Consider the following 20,854-nt stretch of genomic DNA (forward strand, 5'->3'; position numbering starts at 1 on the left):
TGCGGAGCACAGGCGCGAGGAGGACGCTGCTGGACGTGTCCAGCATTCATGAGGCCAGCGCCCTCGAGCAGGTCGTCAGCCAGTTGGTGTCGAAGTTCCCGTCCGTGGACCCCGAGACGGTGCGAACGGTCGTCGACGAGGTCTACCGCACGTTCGACGGACCGGTCCGTGACTACGTCCCGCTGCTCGTGCAGCGGGTGAGCACCGACCGGCTCCGCGCCCTGGCGACCGGGTCCACAACACCGGCTTCACCGACGTCATCCGCGTCACCGGCGTCACCGGCGGCAACGGCTCCGCACGCGCGCCGGACGCGTGTCTCGGCCTGAACCCAAGCGCCTGCTGACGCCGGGTCAGGTCCTGCGGCGAGGCACCTCCGAGCCGCTCTGGTCTCAGGCTCCGGCGACGTACACCTTGCGCAGGACCTCGTGCACCGTCCACGTCGTCCGGTCCCCCGCCCGCAGGTGGACGGTGACGCCGGGCCCGAGGTCGATCACCTCGCCGTCCTCGAAGCTGACGGTCGCGGACCCGCTCAGCACCACGAACACCTCGTCGACCTCGACGTCGGTGACGGTGCCAGCCGTCAGCTCCCACACGCCGACCTCTGTCCCGACGACCTCGGCGAGCGGCCGCGCACCGGCCTGAGGGCTGCCCTCGACGACGGTGGTGGCGGGAACAGGCTCCAGGGTGACGGGCGCCGTGGTGTCGAGGAGTCGAGTCATGCCCCCATCCTGCCCGTCGAGGGCCAGGCGTCGCCCCCGTAATCCGCCGGGTCCGAGGCCTCAGGTCGCGGCTCCCCCGGCCGATGGGAGTCAGTACTCGATGACTCCGTGTCGAGACTCTGGCGAGGGAACGGCGTGGATGCGATGAGAGCCGCACAGGGATGGCGGCTGCGTGCTGGACCCGTGCCCGGGCACCGGGCGTTCCGGGTGGTCCTGCTCCAGCTGAGCGTGTTCGCCGCGGCGTGGCTGGTCCTGGGCGATGTCGACGCGTCGAGCCGGGTCCCGGCCGTGTGGCCCGCTGTGGGGCTCATCGCGGGATTCCACCTGACCTCGTCCCGGGTCTGGCGACCCCGGCTGCTCGCGGCGGGTTTCGCCGTCATGGTGGTCGCCTACCTCCTGCGCGGCTACCCGTTGGCCATCGCGACGGGGTTCAGCGCCAGCTCGGTGGTGGCAGCGCACGTGGTTCGGCAGCGGCTCATCCGCAGCAGCGGACGGGCTGCCCTGCTCGACAAGGGTGACGTGTCCACGATGATCGGCTCCACGGCCATGGGCGCCGCCGTGGCGGGCCTGGGGTATGGCGCGGTGTGCGCCGTCACCGGCACCGGCAACCCCCTGCTGGGTGCGCTGGCCGCCTTCGGTTCCCACACGGCCTCACTGATGGTCCTGCTGCCGCTGTTCCTGAGGACCCCCAGGTTCCAGCCGCTGGCCGGTCAGCGCGAGCGCCTGGTGCAGTCGGTGATCCTCCTCGCCACGACCGTGGTGGTGTTCGTGGTGGCCGACGCGCCACCGATCATCTTCGTGGTGATGCCGATGTTCGCCTGGCTGGCGTTCCGCGGAACCCTGCGGGAGGCCACTCTGCTCCTCACCGCGGTCGGGGTGATCGGCTCCGGCCTGACAGCGGCCCACCTCGGGCCCATCTGGGACATCCGGGCGCGCTACGACCTCTCACCCGAGCTCGCCGCCGGCGTGCTCCAGCTGTTCCTCATCGACTCGGGACTGATCCTGCTGCCGCTGGCCGTCATGGCCACCCAGCAACGGATGTCGGCGGCGAGCGCGGCTCGGGAACGCGAGACCCGGGAACGGCTCGTGGCCCAGGCCACCGGCACCGCGGTCGTCACCACGGACCGCGACGGCAGGGTCGTCCTGTTCAACCCCGGCGCGGAGACGATGCTGGGGCGCAGGCCCGAGGCCGTGGTCGGGAGCCTGCTGGACGCCTACCTGTCCCCCGACGAGCTCCGTCGCCACGCCTCGGACCTGAGCGCCGAGCCCACCTTCGCCGGCATCTGTCGGGCCTCGGTCGGGCTCGGCGACACCCACCGGCTGTGGTCGTTCCGGCGCAGCGACGGTGAGGAACGGTCGGTCCGGATGACCCTCAGCGCCATCCCTGACGAGGACGGCGGGGTGTCCGGCTTCCTGGCGACCGCGGAGGACGTCACCGAACGCGAGGCCGCCCACGAGGCCCTGATGATGAGCCTCCAGCACGAGCGGGAGGCGGCTGAGCGGCTGCGTGAGACCGACCGGGTCAAGGCCGACTTCCTGGCCACGGTGAGCCACGAGCTGCGCACCCCCATCACCAACATCATCGGCTACACCGAGGTCCTCGACGACGGCGTGGCCGGGGAGCTCACGACCCGCCAGCACGACATCATCGGCCGGGTCGAGCGCAACAGCCGCCGACTGCTGCTGCTCGTCGAGGACCTCCTGACGCTGTCGCAGATCGAGTCCTCCGAGCTGCAGCTCAAGCTGGTCCCCACCGACCTGCGCCGCACGGTGAGCGGGGCCCTCGAGTCGCTCGCGCCGGTACTGGCCTCTCGCTCGCTCGAGATCTCGACCGTCGTGCCCGAAGGGCCGCTGGTCAGCCACGTCGACCCGGTGCAGCTCGAACGGGCACTGCTCAACCTGTTGACCAACGCGGTGAAGTTCACTCCGGACGGTGGCTCCATCGAGGTCCGGCTGGCCCACACCACGTCGGGCAGCGAGATCGTCGTCCACGACACGGGCATGGGGATCCCCGAGGCCGAGCACGGTCAGCTGTTCCGGCGATTCTTCCGTTCCTCGACCGTGACCGAGCAGGCGATCCAGGGCACCGGTCTCGGGCTTAGCATCGTCCATGCCATCGTCGCCCAGCACCAGGGCCACATCGAGGTGGCGTCGGCCCAGGGCAGGGGCAGCACGTTCACGGTCAGGCTGCCCCACGTGGTCGGCGAGCAGGCCTAGTCGACGGACTCCGGAGGGTGCTGCGACGCCCGACGGGTCCCTGCTCGCCCAGCCGGACGCTAGATCCCGCGGCCCGGCGAGAGGATGCCGAGCGGGTCGAACGCCTGCTTGACGAGCCGGTGGGCCGCCAGCGTGGGGGCGTCGAGCTGCTTGGGCAGCGCGTGCCGCTTCAGCGAGCCGATGCCGTGCTCCCCGGTGAGGGTGCCGCCCAGGGCGAGGGCCGCGTCGCTGACCTCGTCGAGGACCATCTCCCCCATGTCGCGGGCCTCGGCGTCGTCGGGGTCGACGATGACCGAGGGGTGCAGGTTCCCGTCACCGGCGTGGGCGAAGGTCGGGATCGAGACCCCGTGCGCCATACCGATCTGCTCGATCGCGGCGAACATGTCGGCGAGGCGAGAGATCGGGACCGCGATGTCCGAGGACACCCGCAGCCCTTCGGCCGAGAGGGCCCGGCCGGTCACCCGACGCGCCTCGAGCAGCACGTCGCCGTCGGCCTGGTCGACGCCGAGCGCGTTCTGTCGGCGGCAGATCTCGGCCACCGCGACGACGTCCTCGCGTGCCCCCGGTCCGATGAACTGGCCCACGAGCACGGCGGCGGCACCCTCGACGACGGCCCCCGTGGGTTGGAGCCGTTCGACGGCCTCGACGCTGAGGCGGTCCATGAGCTCCATGACGTCGGGCGGGCTCGGGCGACGCATGATCGCCGTCACCGCCTCCCCCGCGTCGACGAGGGAGGGGAAGGCCGCCCGGAAGGTGATGGTGTCGCCCGTGGGCCGGGGCAGCAGCCGGACCGTCGCAGACGTGACGACGCCCAGTGTGCCCTCGGAGCCGACGAACAACCGGGTCAGGTCGTACCCCACGACGTCCTTGCGGGTCTGGCCACCGGTCCTGATGACCTCGCCGGTCGCGAGGACGACCTCGAGGCCCGCGATGCTGTCCGCCGTCACGCCGAACTTCACGCACCTGAGCCCACCGGCGTTGGTGGCGATGTTCCCGCCGATGGTCGACTCCTGGTAGCTGGCCGGGTCGGGTGCGTACATCAGGCCGTGCGCCGCGGCAGCGCGGTCGATGTCGGCCGTGATGACGCCGGCCTGGACGTGGGCCAGGCGGTTCGCGGGGTCGACGGCCTCGATGGCGTCCATGCTGGCGAGGGAGATGACCAGGCCCGCGGGGTAGGCGACGGCGCCCCCGGTGAGCCCGGTGCCGCTGCCACGCACCGAGACCGGCACCTGGTGGCGGCTCGCCCAGCGCAGGGCCACGCTGACGTCCGACGTCGACGTCGCCGTGACGACCGCAGCCGGGGGGCCCACCAGGACGGCGCGGGACGCGTCGGTCGAGAAGGCCTCCATCGCGATGCCGTCGGTGACCACCCGTCCGGGCAGCAGCTCGGCGAGCTCCTGCAGCGCGGCGGTGTCGGTCATGCCCGGCTCCCCCGGCCCGGCGTGCACGGACCGCTCAGACGGCCCATGACCGGATCCAGATCGTGTTGTCGAGCTGGCGCAGGCGTTCGGCCGTCTCCTCGGGGACCGGGGTGTCGGTGTCGGTGACGACGTAGCCGTACTCCCCGCGGGTCGACAGGGACTGGCCGGTGATGTTCGTGCCGGCCTCGGCGAAGATCTGGTTGATCGAGGCGAGCACGCCGGGGACGTTGTGGTGCAGGTACCCGAGCCGCTGGACGCTGTCGACCGACGGTGCGGCGACCTCGGGCAGGTTCACCGACAGCGACGTGGAGCCGCCCTCGACGAACCCCAGCAGCTTGGTCGAGACGAAGCCGGCGATCTCCTCCTGCGCCTCCTGCGTCGAACCGCCCACGTGGGGGGTGAGGATGACGTTGTCGAGGCCGCGCAGCGGCGAGTCGAACGGGTCGCCCTGCGCCTTGGGCTCGGCGGGGAACACGTCGATGGCAGCACCCGAGAGGTGTCCCGACAGGATGTGGTCGCGCAGGGCGAGGTCGTCGACGACCATCCCGCGGGAGGCGTTGATGAGCACCGCCCCCGGCTTCATCTGTGCGAGCTGCTCGGCGCCGAACAGGCCGGCGTTGCCCGGCCGACCGTCCACGTGCAGGCTCACGACGTCCGACTGTCCGAGGAGCTCCTCGAGCGTGTCGACCCGTCGGGCGTTGCCGTGGGCCGGACGGTCCGCGGTGTCGTAGAACACGACGCGCAGGCCCACCGCCTCGGCCACGTTGGACAGCTGGGTGCCGATGTTGCCGTACCCGATGATGCCCAGCGTGCGACCGCGGATCTCGCGGCTGCCCTTGGCCGACTTGTCCCAGATGCCGTCGTGCATGCGCTGGGTCTTCTCGGGCAGGCGGCGCGCCAGCGCGATCAGCTCGCCGAGCACGAGCTCGACGACGCTGCGGGTGTTCGAGAAGGGCGCGTTGAAGACCGCCACCCCGAGCGTGGAGGCCGCGGCGACGTCGACCTGGTTGGTCCCGATGCAGAAGCAGCCCACGGCCAGGAGGTCGGGCGCCGACTCGAGGACCCGCCGGGTCACCTTGGTGTTCGACCGTATGCCGAGCAGGGACACTCCCTCGAGCGCCTCGACGAGCTCGTCCTCGGTCATGGAGGCGGCCCGCAGGTCCACCTCGTGGCCACTCCTGCGGAACGCCTCGGCAGCACGTGCGTGCACGTTCTCCAGCAGCAATACCTTCACGCGATGTCCTCCGGTTGAGCCTTCGTTCGAGTGGTCGCCTCATGCTGCCATCCCCGCCGAGGTGGACGTCGAGCAGCCCGTACTGCGGATCACCCAGCCCTCGAGGGGCTTCTCAGACGCGGCTCAGGACAGCCGACGGAGACTCAAGGCGTGACCCTCGTGGCGACCTCCATCGCCGTCCTCCGGCAGCGGGCTGCCGGCCCGACGTCGAGCGCGCCGTGTTGGCGCACCGTGGTCCTCGCCGTCTGGGCTGCGGGCTGGTTCGCCGCCCTGGCGGTGCACGGCGGCGGCTCGTGGCACTTCTTCGCCACCGGTGGCCGGGTTCTGGCCGACCTCGACGACGGCACCACGGCGGGACTGCACGTGTATGCCGAGCACCCGCTGCTCCAGATCGGCCCCGTGGCGCTCGGCCTGGCCTGGGCGCTGACCCAGCTGTCGGCCGGCCACGGCTTGCTCGCCGCAGAGGCCCTCGGAACCGCGTCGGGCGCCGCCGTGGTGGTCCTCGTCCACGGCATCGACGCCCGTCTCCGCCGGCAACGCGGCGCAGCGGCCCGCAAGGGCGCCGAGGGTCCCCTCCTGCTGGCCACATTGTGCTTCACGCCTGTCTGGCTGTACGCCGCGATCAGCTCGGCCCACCTCGACGACGTCCTGGCCCTGACGTTCTGCGTCATCGCCCTGTCGTGCGTTCTCTCCGACCACCCCGTCTGGGCTGGAGTGGCCGTTGCCGCGGCGGTCGACTCCAAGCCCTGGGCCCTCCCGGTGACGGTCGTGCTCCTGGCCCTCCCCGGCCTGCGCTCCCGAGCCATCGGCGTCGGCGCGGCGGTGGTCGGCGTGACCGCGGGGTGGCTGCCGTTCTTCGTCGCCGACCCGCAGACGATCCGCGCCATGCACTACACGATCGTCAACCGCCCCCTGTCCGGGTTGCACCTCCTGGACCCCCGCGCGGCCCGGACGCCGTTCTGGGACCGGCCTCTCCAGACCGCCATCGGCCTGGTCCTCGGCGGGGTCGCGGTGTGGCGCCGAAGGACGACCGGGGTCCTGCTGCTCGTCATGGCCAGCCGGCTGGCCCTCGACCCGGGCACCAACCGCTACTACACGGCCGGACTGGCGGCAGGGGCGCTGCTGTGGGACGTAGCGGGATCGCGAAGGCGTTGGCCCTGGTGGAGCCTGACGGTCGTCCTCGCCCTGCACCTGGCGCGCTGGGTCCCGGCCCTGGACCCACTCCACGGTCCGGCGATGATCGCCTTCGCCGTGGCGGCGGCCGGGGTGATCCTCGTCGGCGGCCGGGGACCGCGCAGCCCTCTGGACCCCGAGACCGGTGCTACGCCGTGGCGGCGCTCAGCTGGTGCGCCGTGGCGACGACGCCGAAGACCGTCTCCAGCTCCTGCGGGGTCCGCGGCCCGAAGACCATGACGAAGCCTGCGGCCAGACGCGTACCCGCCCACGGGTGCGGGGCGCCCCAGCCGTGCGCGACGAGGTCGGCGGCCAGTTCGGCGGGGAGGGCGAGGTGCAGCGAGCCGTCGTACCCCGGGTGGAGGTGGGCGAACTCCCCCACCTGGGGAACGAGGTAGGCCTCAGCCGGACCACCAGGATCCGCGAGGAGGAACGCGCGGGCCCCCGGCACAGAGATCATGGAGTCCGCGACGGTCACGCCCTCCAGCGCGCTGATCCTGCTGAAGAGGGCCTCCTGGAGGTCCAGCGGAGCGTTCTGCGACACCTGCTGCTGCGGGATGGACCAGGACACGTCCGGCCGTCCGCCAGACCGCTGCGGCAGGACTCCCCCAGGAACGAGTGACCAATGGGGGTACACCGGCACACCGACCAGCGCGGCGGGGTGGTGCTGCAGGTGGTCGCACCGATCTGCGATCCAGCCGGACAGCCGCTGCAGGCTGGCGGCTGTGATCCCGTGACCGCCCGGGGCCCGGTGCGCCACCGTCGGCGCCCCGGACTCGCCCAGCAGATAGGTCCAGGTGGCATCGAGGAGCTCGCGCGGGATGACCTGGTCCGCCTCGCCCTGGGCCACGAGGACGGGGAGGTTCGCCAGTCGGCCCGTCGTGACGGGGACACCGGCGTCGAACGGCAAGGTGCCGTAGAGGATCGCCGCTCCGGAGTAGCGGGAGGGATCCGACAGGACGAGACCGCCGGCGAACGCGGCGCCACCACTGAACCCGACCAGGATCACGGGCCGCCCGGCAGGGGCGACCTCGTCGAGCCACGTTTCGAACCAGCCCATCGTGGCCTCGAGCGACGAGGCCACGGGACGGCCGATCCCCCGGTTGGCGAACCACGCGAACCCTCCGCCCTCGGCGATCGGAGCCCGCACCGCGGCATACGACGCTCCGTGCGGGAGGTGGGGAGCCAGCGAAAGGATCTCCCGCTCGGTGGAACCACGTCCGTGCAGCAGGACGACGAGCGGAGCGCTCGGGTCGGTCGAACCGGACCAGGCCACCACGGGGCGGCCGAACGGCTGGGTCGGTCCGGTGGTCGGGCTGACGGGGGTGCTCACGGGTGCTCCAAGGGGGTGGGTGGTGTGGCGCTCGCGGGACGGTGAGGCACCAGGGGCGCCCCTGCGTGTCAGGCGGGGACGACCCCGAAGCCGCCGGTCCAGGCGATCTTCTCGCCGGCGGCCAGGGTGATCTGCAGGAAGCCGATGGCCTCGAGCTTACGGGCCCGCGAGAGCTGTCCGGCGTCGATGGCCTTGAGGCCGCCCGACGTGACGATGCCGGCGAGCGTGGACTTGGCGTCGGCGTCGTCACCGGCGATGAGGACGGTGGTCGGCAGGTCTCCGACCGTGCCGCCGGCCAGCGTCGCGGCGAAGTTGGTGTTGAACGCCTTCAGCACGTGCGACTGCGGCAGGGCGGCAGCGATCTCGGCCGCGGCCGAACCGTCGGGGGCTACCGTGAGCGAGTCGAACGTCTCGAAGTTGAGGGGGTTGGTGATGTCGACGACGACCTTGCCGGCGAAGGACTCCCCGCGCTCCGCGATGACCGCGGCGACGGCCGGGTAGGGGACGGCGAGCACCACGATGTCGCCCGTGATCGAGGTGCTCGCGTCGGACTGCCCGAGCAGCTGGACGGTGTGGCCGCCGCGACCCGCGACGGCCGCGATGGCCTGACCCATGGTGCCGGTGCCGATGATGCTGAGGTGTGCCATGACGCTCTCCCGGGGGTAGGTGATTGGTTGATGCTTCAAGTAAGAGCCTACACCAATTAGTTGTTCCATCAAGTATTCATCTAGCATCGGCCCATGGAACCGAACTGGCTCGAGCCCGACGAGCGGGCGGCCTGGCTGCGCCTCATGGCGGTCGTCGAGCTGCTGCCCGCGGCGCTCGACTCACAGCTGCGCCGCGAGGCCGGGGTGACGCACTTCGAGTACTTCGTCCTGGCCATGCTCTCCGAAGCCGACGACCGGACGCTGCGCATGACGGCCCTGGCCCAGCGCACCAATGCCACCCTCCCCCGGTTGTCCCACGTCGTGCGCCGCCTCGAGGACCGCGGCCTGGTGGAACGGTTCCCCTGCCCCCAGGACAAACGGGCCACCAACGCGCGCCTGACGCCCGAGGGAATGGAGGCCGTGGTGGCGGCGGCACCCGGGCACGTCGGCGCGGTGCGGCGGCTGGTCTTCGACGCGCTCGACGCGCGACAGGTCGCCCAGCTCCGCGAGCTCGGTGACGCCCTGTTGTCGACGCTGGACGCCGACGGCCAGATGACGAGCCTCTACGCGGGTTCCTGAGCCCGTATCCGTCCCCGAGGAACCGGTCGGACCGGCGGTTGCGGGACCAAGGACCTGACTCGACGACGCTCTCTCAGGAACCGCTCAAGTCGACCCACCTAGCGTGGGCGGTTGTGGAGCAGCGCCCGGACCCGGTCACCGAAACCTCCCCGCCCGCGCCGACCCGTCGGGCGGTCCTGGGCGCGGCCCTCACCGGCGCGTCCGCCCTGGCCGTCGCGAGCTGCTCCACCCCGTCAGGCCAGCCGCAGGCCTCCCCCACATCGCCTGCGAGGCCCGCGTCCGCAGGCAGCCCGACGTCCTCGACGAGCGCTCCGACCACGACGGCCGCCCACGTCGCGGGGCCCGGTTCGGGTCCGCCGGCGATCGCCCTGACCGCCGGCGACGACATCACCCACGGCCCGTCGTCCACCCACCAGGTGGCCCTCACCTTCCACGGCCAGGGACCGGCAGAACTGGCCCACGAGATCCTCCGGGCGTGCGCCGACGCGGAGGCAGGGATCACCGTCTTCGCCGTCGGCACGTGGCTGGAGCAGAACCCGCACCTCGGTCGGCAGGTGGTGGCGGCGGGCCACGAGCTCGGCAACCACACGTGGAGCCACCAGCAGATGAAGCAGCTGAGCGCGGCGCAGGCCGTCGACGAGGCCGTCCGTGGCGCCGCCGCCCTCAAGGCAGCAGTCGGGACCCCGGGTTGGTGGTTCCGTCCCTCGGGGACGCAACGCAGCACCGCGACGATCCGCGCGGCCGCCGCGGCCGCCGGCTACCACCGGTGCGTCTCCTACGACGTGGATCCCGAGGACTTCCGTGACCCGGGCGCGGCCGCCGTCCGCGACCGCACCCTGAAGGCCGTCGCGGCCGGGTCCATCGTCAGCCTCCACTTCGGCCACCAGGGCACGGTGGACGCGCTGCCCGCCATCCTCGCGGGCCTGCAGCGCAAGGGTCTCCGGGCCGTCACCCTCTCGACGATGCTGCGTGACGCGTGAAGGCCCGTGAGCCGGCGTCCATCCGCGAGCCCGTCCCGCCGCGACCCGCGGCGCGCGTCCGGCCGCGAGCGGTGAGGACGACGGCCCTCGCCCTCCTGCTGGCTGTGGGCGCGGGAGGCTGTGCCGCGGGCCCTGGCCCGCGGCACACCGCGTCGTCGTCGACCACCACGTCCGCCGGCTCCGGCGTCGCACCCGTGGCTGCTGCCGGCACCACCACCACGCCCGACGTGTATGCCGCCGCCGGCGCCCAGGCGCTCACCACCGTCACGCGCCGCGCGCGACCGATGGTCTACGTGCCCGACACCCTGAGCAGCACGGTGCAGCTCATCGATCCGCGCACCTACAAAGTCGTGGGGCGCTTCCACACCGCGCGGGAGCCCCAGCACGTCGTGCCCTCGTGGGACCTGAAGACGTTGTGGGTCAACGCCGACAAGGGCAACACGCTGACCCCGATCAACCCGGTGACCGGTCACGCGGGCAGGCCGGTGGCCGTCCAGGACCCCTACAACCTGTACTTCACCCCGGACGGCGCCCACGCGCTGGTGATGGCCGAGCGCCTGCACCGCATCGACGTCCGCGACGCGCACACGATGAAGCTGCAGCGTTCGCTGTCGGTGCCCTGTTCGGGCATCAACCACGCCGACTACTCGGCCGACCAGTCCTTCCTCGTGGCGAGCTGCGAGTTCAGCGGCAAGCTCCTCGTCATCGACAGGGCAGCGACGAAGGTCCGCAAGGTCATCGACCTCAACGCGGTGAGGACACCTGGAGCAACCTCCCCGGCCGAGGCGATGGCCATGCCGGGCAGTCCCAAGAACGGCCTGGCCCCCGGCGCCAGCGCGATGCCCCAAGACGTCCGGCTGGCCCCCGACGGCAGGCACTTCCTGGTCGCGGACATGCTGCGCAACGGCGTCTGGGTCGTCGACGCACGCCGCCTGACGGTGACCAGGTTCATCCGCACCGGGCTCGGCGCCCACGGCATCTACCCGTCGCGCGACGCCAGGCAGGTCTATGTCTCCAACCGCGATGAGGGCACCATCACCGTGCTCGACTCCACCACGCTGGCCAGGACGGCTCTGTGGAGGATCCCCGGCGGAGGGTCGCCCGACATGGGCGGCGTGACCGCCGACGGGTCGCAGCTGTGGCTCGCCGGACGCTACGACGCCGTGGTCTACGTGTTCGACACCACCACGGGCAGGCTCCTGCACAAGATCCCCGTCGACTCCGGCCCGCACGGCCTGTGCGTGTGGCCCCAACCCGGACGGTTCAGCCTCGGCCACACCGGCAACATGCGCTGAGCGGTCGCACCTCCGACGCCGCCTACTTGAGCAGGCTGACCCCGCGCGCGATGACCAGGACCGACAGCATCAGCGCCGACACGGACTCCAACGCCATCAGGATCTTCGCCCGAGGTGACAGGGGCATCGTGTCGGTCGGGCTGAACGCGGAGGAGTTCGTCACCGACACGTAGAGGTAGTCGATGTAGCCCGGGACCCAACCCGACCTGGCCGACGAGCGGGCCGCCACTTCGCCGATGGCGTCGTGGTCCTCGTCCTGGGGGAAACGGAAGTCCGCGACCGGCAGGCCGGGGCGGGAGGTCTGGGTGCGGGCCACGGGACCGCCACGGTCGAGCTCCCAGAAGGCGAGCGCGAAGATGAGCACGTTCGTCAGCCACACCTGCAGGGCCGCCAGCAGCAGGCTGCTGCCTTGCTCGGCCTGCCCGGACACCAGGGCGCGGACCAGCAGGACCAGGGCGCAGCCGTTCGTGATGGCGATCAGCAGGACCAGGCCGATCGACACCCTGCGCAACCCGCGGTTGTCGCGGGTCATCCTCCGCGGGTTGGCAGCCACGAGCGGGATGAAGAGCAGCGCCTCCAGGCCCGGGACCACGAGCCGCGGCGCGAACAGGAGGCTCTGCGGCAGGGCGGCATACAGGCCGATCGCCGTCACCACCGCGAGCGCTGCCGGGAGCCGCACCTCCCCTGGGTGCTGTCGACGGTGGATCTGTGTGCTCACGGCCTTGGTCTACTCCCCCGGTGAGCCGGTTGCCTGTTGCCACACCGCTCGCGCGTCGGTCTCATCCCCCACGCCCCGTTCGCGGGGGTTTGGGACGGCGGTGGACGGGGCACTGCACTGACGGACGACGCGTCCGGTTCGGACGCGCGACGTGGGAAAGGACCTCACCGATGAAGGCACTGACGTGGCAGGGAAAGCGTGACGTGCGTGTGGAGGAGGTGCGCGACCCCGAGCTCGAGGCGCCCACCGACGCGATCATCAAGGTCACCTCCACAGCCATCTGCGGCTCCGACCTGCACCTGTACGAGGTGCTCGGCGCGTACCTCACGCCCGGCGACGTCCTCGGTCACGAGACGATGGGCATCGTCGAGGAGGTCGGGCCCGAGGTCACCAACCTCAAGCCGGGCGACCGGGTGGTCATCCCGTTCAACATCTCCTGCGGCCACTGCTGGATGTGCGAGCGGGGCCTCTACGCCCAGTGCGAGACGACCCAGGTCCGCGACCAGGGAAAGGGCGCGTCCCTGTTCGGTTACACCAGCCTGTACGGCGCGGTGCCGGGTGGACAGGCCGAGTACCTGCGGGTGCCGCAGGCCCAGTTCGGGCCGATCGTCGTGCCGGAAGGACCCACGGACCAGCACTTCCTCTACCTCTCGGACATCCTCCCGACCGCGTGGCAGGGCGTGAAGTACGCCGAGGTGCCCAAGGGCGGGACGCTGGCCGTGATCGGGCTCGGGCCGGTCGGCCAGCTGGCGACCCGGATCGGCAAGCTCCTGGGTGCTGGCCGAGTCATCGGCGTGGACCTCGTCGACGAGCGCCTGGCCCTCGCCCGGGAGCACGGGATCGAGACGCTCGACCTGCGCGAGGTGGACGACGTCGCCGCCGCGCTGATCGAGATGACCGGGGGTCGCGGGCCCGACGGCGTCCTCGAAGCCGTCGGCATGGAGGCCCACGGCAACCCCGTCGCCAAGACCGCCCAGGCTGCTGTCGGGCTGCTCCCCGATGCCCTCGCCAAGCCGCTCATCGACCGGCTCGCGGTCGACCGGCTCGACGCGTTGCTCACCGCCCTGAAGGCGGTTCGTCGAGGCGGCACCGTGTCGATCAGCGGCGTCTACGGTGGAGAGGTCGACCCGCTGCCGCTCATGGAGATGTTCGACCGCGGGATCTCGCTGCGGATGGGTCAGTGCCACGTCAAGCGCTGGATCGACGAGATCATGCCGTTCGTGCTCGACCCCGCCGACCCGCTCGGCACGGCGAAGCTCGCGACGCACATCCTCCCGCTGTCCGACGCGGCCCGTGGCTACGAGCTGTTCCAGGCCAAGGCCGACGGCTGCGTCAAGGTGGTCCTGCAGCCGTGAGGTCCTGGGCCGGCAGGACCGTGCTCGTCACCGGCGCCTCCAGCGGCATCGGGCGGGCGACCGCACTGCTGCTCGCCTCGCAGGGCGCCGACCTCGTGCTCGTCGCCCGGTCCCAGGCGTCACTCGAAGCCGTGCAGGCCGAGTGCGTGGGCGCAGGGGCACGAGCACGAGTGGCTGTGGCGGACGTGGGTGACGACCAGGCCGTGGCGGCCGCCTTCCGCTCGGCGGAGCGGGTCTTCGGCCGGGTCGACGCCGTCGTGCACTCGGCTGCGTCGCTGGCCTACGGCCGGTTCGAGGACGTACCGGTGGAGGTGTTCGACGCAGCCGTGCGCACCACGCTCCTGGGAACGGCGAACGTGGCCCGCAGCGCCCTGTCGGCTTTCGCGCGATCCCCCGGGGGAGGCTCGCTCGTCGTGGTCGGCTCCCTGCTGGGCAAGATCAGCACCCCGTGGATGAGCTCCTACGTGACCGCGAAGTGGGGGGTGCACGGACTGGTCCGCACCCTCCAGGTCGAGGCCCGCAGCACGCCCGGCATCCACGTCAGCCTGGTCTCCCCCGGTGGGGTCGACACCCCGGTCTACCTCCAGGCCGGCACGTACCTCCGTCGGCACGGTCGTCCGCCGCCCCCGGTGGACCCGCCCGAGAAGGTCGCTCGGGCGATCGTCCGAGCGCTGGGGCGCTCACGGCGCGAGGTCTCCGTCGGAGCGGCCAACCACCTGGCGGTGACCGGGTTCCGGGTGTTCCCCGGCCTGTTCGACGCCCTCGTCACCCCGTTGATGCAGATCGGCGGCCTGTCCCACTCGGCCACGGCCAACTCTGCGGGCAACGTCCTGGAACCGCAGCCCGCGGGCGAGGCGCTGCACGGTCGCTGGGGACGACACTGGATGCGTCCGGCCGCAGCGGCGGCGACCCTCGCGGCAGGCGCCGTCGCGGCGCGCTCCGCCCACGTCACCTGGCGCCGGTCGGGGTGACGTCGTCCGTGGACCCTGTGCTGACCGTGCCCGCAGGCATCGTCTTCGACCTCGACGGCACCTTGGTCGACACCACCTACCTCCACGCGTTGGCGTGGTGGCAGGCCCTCGAGCTCTCGGGCTACGTCGTCCCGATGGCGCGACTGCACCGTGCGATCGGCATGGGTGCCGACCGCCTCCTTCCACACGTCCTCGGCGACGGACGTGACCCCCGGCACGACGAGGACATGGTCAACGCCCACGACGTCATCTTCGCCACCTGGCACGACCGCGTCGAGGAGCTGCCGGGCGCCTGCCACCTGGTGGGTCTGTGCCACCGGATGGGTCTGACCACCGCCCTTGCCTCGTCGTCCGCGGGCCGGGACCTCGAGGCGATGTTGCGGGTCCTCGACCACCCGGACTTCGACGTGGTCGTCACCATCGACGACGTCCGGGACTCGAAGCCGAGCCCGGACCTCGTGGCCGTCGCCCTGTCGCGCATGGGGTTGGAGCCGAGCGAGATCCTGGTCGTGGGTGACTCGGTGTGGGACGTCAAGGCGGCCCATGCGGTCGGCGCGCGATCCGTCGGGCTGGAGTGCGGCGGCACCAGCAGGTGCGAGCTCGACGAAGCCGGGGCGACGTGGGTCCTCGCCAACCCTGACGAGCTGTGCCGGGAGCTGACGCGGGCCGCGTCGAGCCGGCGCGACAGCCAGTCGGCCGACAGCGCGTGACCGAGCGGTTCCGGGCCGCAGAGGAGGCCGTGCTGCGCACCGCCACGGCCTCGAAATGCCCTGGGCCCGGTTCCTTCTGCACCGCGAGTCGAGCGACGCCCCGGTGTGTTGGCACCGGTCGCTGCCCGTCGTACCATCGGGATCGGTCAAGGAGTGGCCTTCTCGCTTGAGAGATCCCCAGGGTCGTCACGTAGGAGGAAACGGTGGCCCGGCACGCAGTGCAGCCTGACGGACAGGCGATGTTCTTCGAGTACCAGGTGGAGGGGCGCCGCTGGTCGTGGTCACAGGGGCTTCGTGACCTGCACGGCCTCGACGAGGGTGAGGAGCCCACCACGGAGGCGATGCTTGCCCGCATCGTCCCCGACGACCGGGCCGCGATGCTGTCCCGGTTCCAGCACCACCTCGAGGACGCCGGTCCCTACTCGTGCGTCTACACGATGACCGACGCGCACGGGCGAGCCCGTCGGCTGGTCCTCGTGGGTCGCAGCGAGGCAGTGGCGGGAACGGTCAAGCGACTGACGGGGTTCGTCGCGGACATCACCGAGGCGATGCGCGAGGGGGCCCGGGTCGCGGTCGCGGCGTCAGCCGAGAACCGGGCCGCCATCGAGCAGGCCAAGGGCGCCCTGATGGTCACCTTCGGCGTCGACGAGGACGTGGCCTTCGACCTCCTCCGCACCTATTCGAGCCAGCACAACATCAAGCTGGCCGCCGTCGCCGACCGGATCGTCGATGGACTCGGTGATCCGGCCTTCTGCCGCGAAGAGCCGGCGCGAAGCCTGCTGGACATCGTCATCGGGCTCGCGGCCGAGGCGGGTGACGGCACTGGTGTGGTCACCCGAAGCCCTGCCGGTGGTCGGCTCTCGGGGGCCTAGCTCGAGAGGTGTGGTTGCAGTCCGCTGCCGTGTCGGCGGAGGGCCACCGCGGCGACGTCGTCGTCCTGGGTGTCGTCGCGCACTCGCCCGACCAAGCCGTCGAGGCCACTGCTGAGGTCGTCGCCGCGGAGGCCGGACAGCGCCTCCTCGAGTCGAGCCCTACCCGCGTCGATGTCCTCGGTGCGCCGCTCGATCAGGCCGTCGGTGAACACGACGATCGTGTCACCGGGGCAGAAGCTGAACGTGCTCCGGCGACGCCGCGGCCCGACGATCCCGAGCGGGGCCCCGTCAGCGCAGGGGAGGTGCTCGACCACCCCGCCGTCGCGCAGCAGGGTCGGCGCCGGGTGTCCTGCGTTGGCCACCACGATCTCGTTCCGGCTCGGGTCGGCCACCAGGTAGGCGAGGGTGACGAGCTGGTCCTCCCCGTACGCGGCCATCATCATGTCCAGCTTGGTGAGCACGACGTCGGGTCGCGGGTCCACGGCGACATACGCGCGCACGGAGGCACGCATCTGGGCCATGGAGGCTGCGGCCTCCACCCCGCGGCCCATCACGTCCCCGACGAACACGGCCACCCGTCCGTCGGGCAGGGAGAGCACGTCGTAGAAGTCTCCACCGACACCGGTGCGACCGGAGGGCGAGTAGTGCGCCGCTGCATCACAACCCACCAGCACCGGCAGGGCGCGTGGGAGCACGGCGTGCTGGAGACGTTCCGCCACTGCCGACGTCTGGCTGTGGAGGTCGGAGTTGTCGATGGAGACGGCGGCCCGGCGCGCGAGCTCCTCGGCGAGCTCGACGTCGGCCTGGTCGTAGCGGACCCGGGACTCGGCCCTGACCCAGGTCATCACCCCGAGGGTTCGTCCACGGGCGATCAGCGGCACGGTGATCGCGCTGTGGAGCGCCAGCTCCCGCGCGATCCGGAGGTGCTCGTCGTCGCGGGCCGCGGCGACGAGCATCTCGTCCGTGATCTCGGGGATGAGCTCGCTGCGTCCCGTGCGCATCACCTGCCACGGTCCGTTGCCCGAGTCCGGGTCGCTCGGGTACCGCTGTGCCAGCTCGTGGGCGTACTCGACCTTCGCAGGATCGACGTGGGCCACCGCGAGGCGTCGAAGTCGGTTGTCCTTGACCAGGTCGATGGCGCACCAGTCGGCGCGGCTCGGGACAGCAAGCTGCGCGACCCGAGCCAGCGTGGCCTCGTAGTCGAGGCTGCTGGCGAGCTCGGCCGACGCCTCGACCAGGAAGGAGAGCTGGGCCTGTCGTTCAGCAGCCTGCCCCTCGGCCCGGATGCGCAGCAGCGCCTGCGCGCAGCTGTCGGCAAGGATGTCGAGGAAGTTCAGCTCGGCGTTCTCGAAGTGCCGGCGTCCGGGAAAGGACAGTCCGACCGCACCCAGCGTGCCGTCCGCCGTGTTGAGCGGCAGGACCAGGATGGAGCGTTCCCCTCGGTCCATCCGGGGCACCGTGGGGTACGCCTCGAGGATCGCCTCACGCCCGACCAGCACCATCCGTCGTCCTGAACGGATGACGTCCGCCGCTGGAGTCGCGGTGGCGAGCGGATACGAGGCGAACACCTCCGCGTCCCCGTCGAGCCCGCCGAACAGACCCGCGAGTCGCACCTCGTCGTCCTCGGCACGCAGCGTCAGGGACGCGATGGTGGCACCGACCGCGACCGCACTGTGTTCGACCACCACCTTCGTGACCGCCTCCGAGGTCCTGGCCTCGATCAGCTCGGCGGTCACCCGGGCCAGCCCCGTCAGCCGGGCGTCCAGGGCGGACTCGTCGCCGGTGCCGGGTCTCATGTCGGCATGATGGCAGGAGCCCCTTCGAAACTTCTTCGAAACGCCCGAACACCACGGACGCTGGCCAGCCGGCGGGCACGAGCTGACACGCCCACCGGCTGGCTGTGCCGTCACCTCCCGACGCGGGGCCGAGACGCGCCCGGAGGTGAGCGCTGTCGACGGCGACCTCCGACGGGTCGTGGCTGCGGTCGCGCGGGGGTGGCGGCCCGGAGCCATACGGACCGTCGTGGGTTCGGCCGGTCGCCCGGTGCCGTCGCCCCTCTCGCGCTCCCACGTCCCGCTGGGGGTTTCGCCCATGCCTCGCCGATGATCGCGTCGAACTCCTCGCGCAGGAAGTCCTCATCGGCCAGCACGAGGTCGAAGAAGTCCTCGCACGATCCAGTGGCGAGGTCGCTGCGTTCAGCGGGGCTCGCGGCCATGGTCACCACCACCCGCGGCTCAGGCGCTGATCGCCTGCTGTCCTTCGTGCCTGCTGGCGATCTCGACCTTGCGGGGCTTGGCCTGCTCAGCGACGGGGATCCGCAGCGAGAGCACTCCGGTGTCGTAGCTGGCCTCGATGTGGCCGGTGTCGAGGTTGTCGCCCAGCACGAGCTGCCGGCTGAACACCCCACGCGGTCGCTCTGCGGCGAGGAGCTCGGCGTCGCTGGCCCTGGCCGGACGTTCGGCTTTGACCGTGACGACGTTGCGCTCCACGTCGATGTCGATCGCCTCCTGGCTCACGCCGGGCAGGTCGAACTCGACGTGGAACACGTCTCCCTCACGCCAGGCATCCATGGGCATGACCGAAGGGCGGGCCAAGGTGCCGTCCGGGCCGAACACCTGCTGGGTGAGTCGGTCCAGCTCACGGAACGGGTCGGTGCGCATCAGCATCGTCTTCACCTCCGTTGTGTTGTTCTGATGCTCCCCACAGCGGCATCATCCAGAGCAACATCTGATGCCGCTGCTATAGATTTCTTGTAGCACCACTGGCCATACTGTCGCAAGTGGCCAGACAGGATTCCTCAGCAGGGCGCGCGCCCGCAGCGACACCGGCCCCCGACGGCGACCGCGGCGTCTACGCGATCTCCGTGGCCGCCGAGCTGGTCGGGATGGGCGCGCAGAACCTGCGCCTGTACGAGGCGCGTGGGCTGATCGAGCCCAACCGCACCGACGGAGGCACCCGCCGCTACAGCGCCAACGATCTGGACCGGCTGCGCCGGATCGGCGACCTGCTCGATGCGGGCCTCAACCTCGCGGGGATCGGGATGGTCCTCGGGCTCGAGGAGGAGAACGCCCGCCTGCGCCTGGCACGCAAGGGCCGTCACCCGTCCACGGGCTGACGGCCCTGACCTCTCAGGGCCCTGGTTGCGGTGGGACGCATGCGGCGGCCCCCCTCATCCGACGATGAGAGGGGCCGGGGCATCGACGCGGTCGCCGGGTCCGGCGACCAGTCGACCGGATCAGGGCCGGGTGATCCGCAGGACGGTGCCGGTCGTCCCGGACAGAACCCCGGTGGTGTTGCCGAGGACGTAGAGCTCACCCCTGCGGTCCTGGGCGAACCCGAACACGGCGATGCCGGGGTCCTGCAGCGAGGTGACCGCCGAGCCCTTGTTGACGAACAACCGCCCCAGCGGTTGGGCGAAGGCCCGTGAGTAGTCACCGAAGACGTAGTGCCCACGAAGGGCCTTCACGTCGTGGCCGCGGTAGACGTAACCGCCCACCACGGCGATGCCCTGGCACGCGCTGGCCGGCGCCCCACCGCCGCACCGCGTCCCACCGGGCGCGGTGTGGTCGTACTCGAGCACCGGGTCGACCAGCCCTGCGGGGCTGCCCGGCGAGTGTGCCGTCACGAAGCCGGGGCCGTCGCCGCCGTTGTCGAACAGGAAGCTGCCCTCCTTGACCGGCCAGCCGTAGTTGCGGCCCGGGCGAACCACGTCCACCTCCTCGATGTCGTTCTGGCCCACCTCACCGACCACGAGGCGACCGGAGCGGGAGTCGAAGGAGAACCGGTAGGGGTTGCGGAAGCCGTAGGCCCAGATCTCGTCCGCACCCTCGCGACCGACGAACGGGTTGCTCCTGGGGATGCCGTACTGCCCGTTGGCCGAGTTGTGTCCGTGCGGGTCGATGCGCAGCACCTTGCCGAGGACGTTGCCCGCAGCGAGGCTCTGCGCGTTGCCACCCGCGACGTGCCCCGGACCCTGGTCGTCCGCAGCGCCCCCGTCACCGATCGCGATGTAGAGCTTGCCGTCGGGACCGAAGGCGATCTCACCGCCGTTGTGGTTGAACTGCGGCTTGTCGATCCGCATCAGCTCGCGTCGCGTGCTCGGGTCGACCACCGGGTGCTCGGCCCGCGCGTTCCGGACCTTCCACTGCGCGATCACGGTCTGTCCTCCCCCGGGCGTGACCCCGGGCTGCGTCGTGAAGTCCGGTGAGGGAGTGGGGTTCTCGGACGTGAACGTGTAGAGCAGGCCGTTGTGCTTGTACCCCGGGTCGAAGGCGAGGCCGAGCAGGCCCCGCTCGTCGTAGGGCAGTCCGGGGATCACCTTGGCGAGGTCCGAGACGAGCCGCGCGGACAGGTCGGCGACCAAGGTCTTCGGTGACCTCCCGCGGACGTCGACCTGCCAGATCTGGCCGCCCTGGTCCGCGATGTAGAGGTGGTCGTGATCTCCGGGAGCCACGGCGCCGGTGACGGGAGCCACCAGACCGGTGGCCACGGGCTTGAGAGCGATGCGGGTGTTGCTGACCGGGATGGGTGAAGGGATGGGATCTGCGAGGGCAGTGGCCGCAGCCACCGGGGCGGCGACGGCGATGACCGCGACCGCGGCCAGAGCGATGGATCTGTGAACTCTCATCAG

19 protein-coding genes and 1 pseudogene are annotated in these 20,854 nt (G+C 71.4%); 11 read left to right on the forward strand and 9 right to left on the reverse strand.

The window, feature by feature from the left end; all coding sequences use genetic code 11:
• Nucleotides 1–35: 35 nt before the first annotated feature.
• Nucleotides 36–326 carry a three-helix bundle dimerization domain-containing protein gene (locus tag ACYVKF_RS17715; protein WP_460968159.1) on the forward strand — a complete coding sequence of 97 codons (291 nt, stop codon included), beginning with the start codon at nt 36–38 and terminating at the stop codon, nt 324–326.
• A gap of 63 nt (nt 327–389) precedes the next feature.
• On the opposite strand, the gene ACYVKF_RS17720 is transcribed toward ACYVKF_RS17715, so the two are convergent.
• Nucleotides 390–719 (reverse strand): cupin domain-containing protein, encoded by a 330-nt coding sequence (locus ACYVKF_RS17720; protein WP_056914604.1) that lies wholly within the window; start codon nt 717–719, stop codon nt 390–392.
• Nucleotides 720–863: 144 nt separating this feature from the next.
• On the opposite strand from ACYVKF_RS17720, the gene ACYVKF_RS17725 reads away from it, so the two are divergent.
• A complete protein-coding gene (locus ACYVKF_RS17725) occupies nt 864–2,936 on the forward strand; it encodes a sensor histidine kinase (protein ID WP_460968780.1) in 2,073 nt (690 codons plus the stop codon).
• A gap of 59 nt (nt 2,937–2,995) precedes the next feature.
• Here the strand turns inward: ACYVKF_RS17725 and ACYVKF_RS17730 are convergent, their stop codons facing one another.
• Nucleotides 2,996–4,357: an FAD-binding oxidoreductase gene (locus ACYVKF_RS17730; RefSeq protein ID WP_460968162.1), complete on the reverse strand. Its 1,362-nt coding sequence runs from the start codon at nt 4,355–4,357 to the stop codon at nt 2,996–2,998.
• A gap of 34 nt (nt 4,358–4,391) precedes the next feature.
• Nucleotides 4,392–5,594, reverse strand: a pseudogene (gene serA / locus ACYVKF_RS17735) (phosphoglycerate dehydrogenase); the annotation flags it as partial.
• A 147-nt stretch (nt 5,595–5,741) separates the two neighbouring features.
• Between serA and ACYVKF_RS17740 the strand changes: the two are divergent.
• Nucleotides 5,742–7,004, forward strand: a complete 1,263-nt coding sequence (locus tag ACYVKF_RS17740; RefSeq protein WP_460968164.1) for a hypothetical protein — start codon at nt 5,742–5,744, stop codon at nt 7,002–7,004.
• On the opposite strand, the gene ACYVKF_RS17745 is transcribed toward ACYVKF_RS17740, so the two are convergent.
• Both ACYVKF_RS17745 and ACYVKF_RS17750 read right to left on the reverse strand, forming a co-directional pair.
• Nucleotides 6,913–8,097: a luciferase domain-containing protein gene (locus ACYVKF_RS17745; RefSeq protein WP_460968166.1), complete on the reverse strand. Its 1,185-nt coding sequence runs from the start codon at nt 8,095–8,097 to the stop codon at nt 6,913–6,915. The genes ACYVKF_RS17740 and ACYVKF_RS17745 overlap by 92 nt on opposite strands.
• Nucleotides 8,098–8,165: 68 nt before the next feature.
• The gene (locus ACYVKF_RS17750; protein WP_460968168.1) at nt 8,166–8,744 is read right to left on the reverse strand and encodes an NADPH-dependent F420 reductase; all 579 of its coding nucleotides are present in this window, start codon (nt 8,742–8,744) and stop codon (nt 8,166–8,168) included.
• A 93-nt stretch (nt 8,745–8,837) separates the two neighbouring features.
• On the opposite strand from ACYVKF_RS17750, the gene ACYVKF_RS17755 reads away from it, so the two are divergent.
• The 3 genes from ACYVKF_RS17755 (at nt 8,838) to ACYVKF_RS17765 (ending at nt 11,598) form a co-directional block, all read left to right on the forward strand.
• On the forward strand, nt 8,838–9,323 hold the full coding sequence (locus ACYVKF_RS17755; RefSeq protein ID WP_056914610.1) for a MarR family winged helix-turn-helix transcriptional regulator: 486 nt from the start codon (nt 8,838–8,840) through the stop codon (nt 9,321–9,323).
• Nucleotides 9,324–9,436: 113 nt separating this feature from the next.
• A complete protein-coding gene (locus tag ACYVKF_RS17760; protein ID WP_460968169.1) occupies nt 9,437–10,303 on the forward strand; it encodes a polysaccharide deacetylase family protein in 867 nt (288 codons plus the stop codon).
• Nucleotides 10,300–11,598: a YVTN family beta-propeller repeat protein gene (locus tag ACYVKF_RS17765; protein ID WP_460968171.1), complete on the forward strand. Its 1,299-nt coding sequence runs from the start codon at nt 10,300–10,302 to the stop codon at nt 11,596–11,598. Before ACYVKF_RS17760 ends, ACYVKF_RS17765 begins: the two co-directional genes overlap by 4 nt.
• A gap of 22 nt (nt 11,599–11,620) precedes the next feature.
• Here the strand turns inward: ACYVKF_RS17765 and ACYVKF_RS17770 are convergent, their stop codons facing one another.
• On the reverse strand, nt 11,621–12,316 hold the full coding sequence (locus tag ACYVKF_RS17770; protein ID WP_056914612.1) for a hypothetical protein: 696 nt from the start codon (nt 12,314–12,316) through the stop codon (nt 11,621–11,623).
• Between the two features lie 170 nt (nt 12,317–12,486).
• Between ACYVKF_RS17770 and ACYVKF_RS17775 the strand changes: the two genes are divergently transcribed.
• The 4 genes from ACYVKF_RS17775 (at nt 12,487) to ACYVKF_RS17790 (ending at nt 16,224) form a co-directional block, all read left to right on the forward strand.
• Nucleotides 12,487–13,671 carry a zinc-dependent alcohol dehydrogenase gene (locus ACYVKF_RS17775; protein ID WP_460968173.1) on the forward strand — a complete coding sequence of 395 codons (1,185 nt, stop codon included), beginning with the start codon at nt 12,487–12,489 and terminating at the stop codon, nt 13,669–13,671.
• On the forward strand, nt 13,668–14,642 hold the full coding sequence (locus ACYVKF_RS17780) for an SDR family NAD(P)-dependent oxidoreductase (protein WP_460968175.1): 975 nt from the start codon (nt 13,668–13,670) through the stop codon (nt 14,640–14,642). Before ACYVKF_RS17775 ends, ACYVKF_RS17780 begins: the two co-directional genes overlap by 4 nt.
• Nucleotides 14,643–14,668: 26 nt before the next feature.
• Complete coding sequence (locus ACYVKF_RS17785; RefSeq protein WP_460968177.1) at nt 14,669–15,352, forward strand: HAD family hydrolase; 684 nt, start codon at nt 14,669–14,671, stop codon at nt 15,350–15,352.
• Nucleotides 15,353–15,555: 203 nt separating this feature from the next.
• Nucleotides 15,556–16,224 (forward strand): ANTAR domain-containing protein, encoded by a 669-nt coding sequence (locus ACYVKF_RS17790; RefSeq protein WP_460968179.1) that lies wholly within the window; start codon nt 15,556–15,558, stop codon nt 16,222–16,224.
• Here ACYVKF_RS17790 and ACYVKF_RS17795 read toward each other — a convergent pair.
• Together ACYVKF_RS17795 and ACYVKF_RS17800 are read right to left on the reverse strand one after the other, a co-directional pair.
• Entirely contained in the window at nt 16,221–18,020 is a 1,800-nt protein-coding gene (locus ACYVKF_RS17795; RefSeq protein WP_460968180.1) for a GAF domain-containing SpoIIE family protein phosphatase, read from the reverse strand. The genes ACYVKF_RS17790 and ACYVKF_RS17795 overlap by 4 nt on opposite strands.
• Before the next feature lie 438 nt (nt 18,021–18,458).
• Nucleotides 18,459–18,890, reverse strand: a complete 432-nt coding sequence (locus tag ACYVKF_RS17800; protein ID WP_056914618.1) for an Hsp20/alpha crystallin family protein — start codon at nt 18,888–18,890, stop codon at nt 18,459–18,461.
• A gap of 113 nt (nt 18,891–19,003) precedes the next feature.
• Between ACYVKF_RS17800 and ACYVKF_RS17805 the strand changes: the two genes are divergently transcribed.
• A complete protein-coding gene (locus tag ACYVKF_RS17805; RefSeq protein WP_460968182.1) occupies nt 19,004–19,339 on the forward strand; it encodes a MerR family transcriptional regulator in 336 nt (111 codons plus the stop codon).
• Between the two features lie 120 nt (nt 19,340–19,459).
• On the opposite strand, the gene ACYVKF_RS17810 is transcribed toward ACYVKF_RS17805, so the two are convergent.
• Complete coding sequence (locus tag ACYVKF_RS17810) at nt 19,460–20,851, reverse strand: PQQ-dependent sugar dehydrogenase (RefSeq protein WP_460968183.1); 1,392 nt, start codon at nt 20,849–20,851, stop codon at nt 19,460–19,462.
• Between the last annotated feature and the right edge of the window lie 3 nt (nt 20,852–20,854).

It is taken from the genome of Pedococcus soli, from assembly GCF_054782575.1.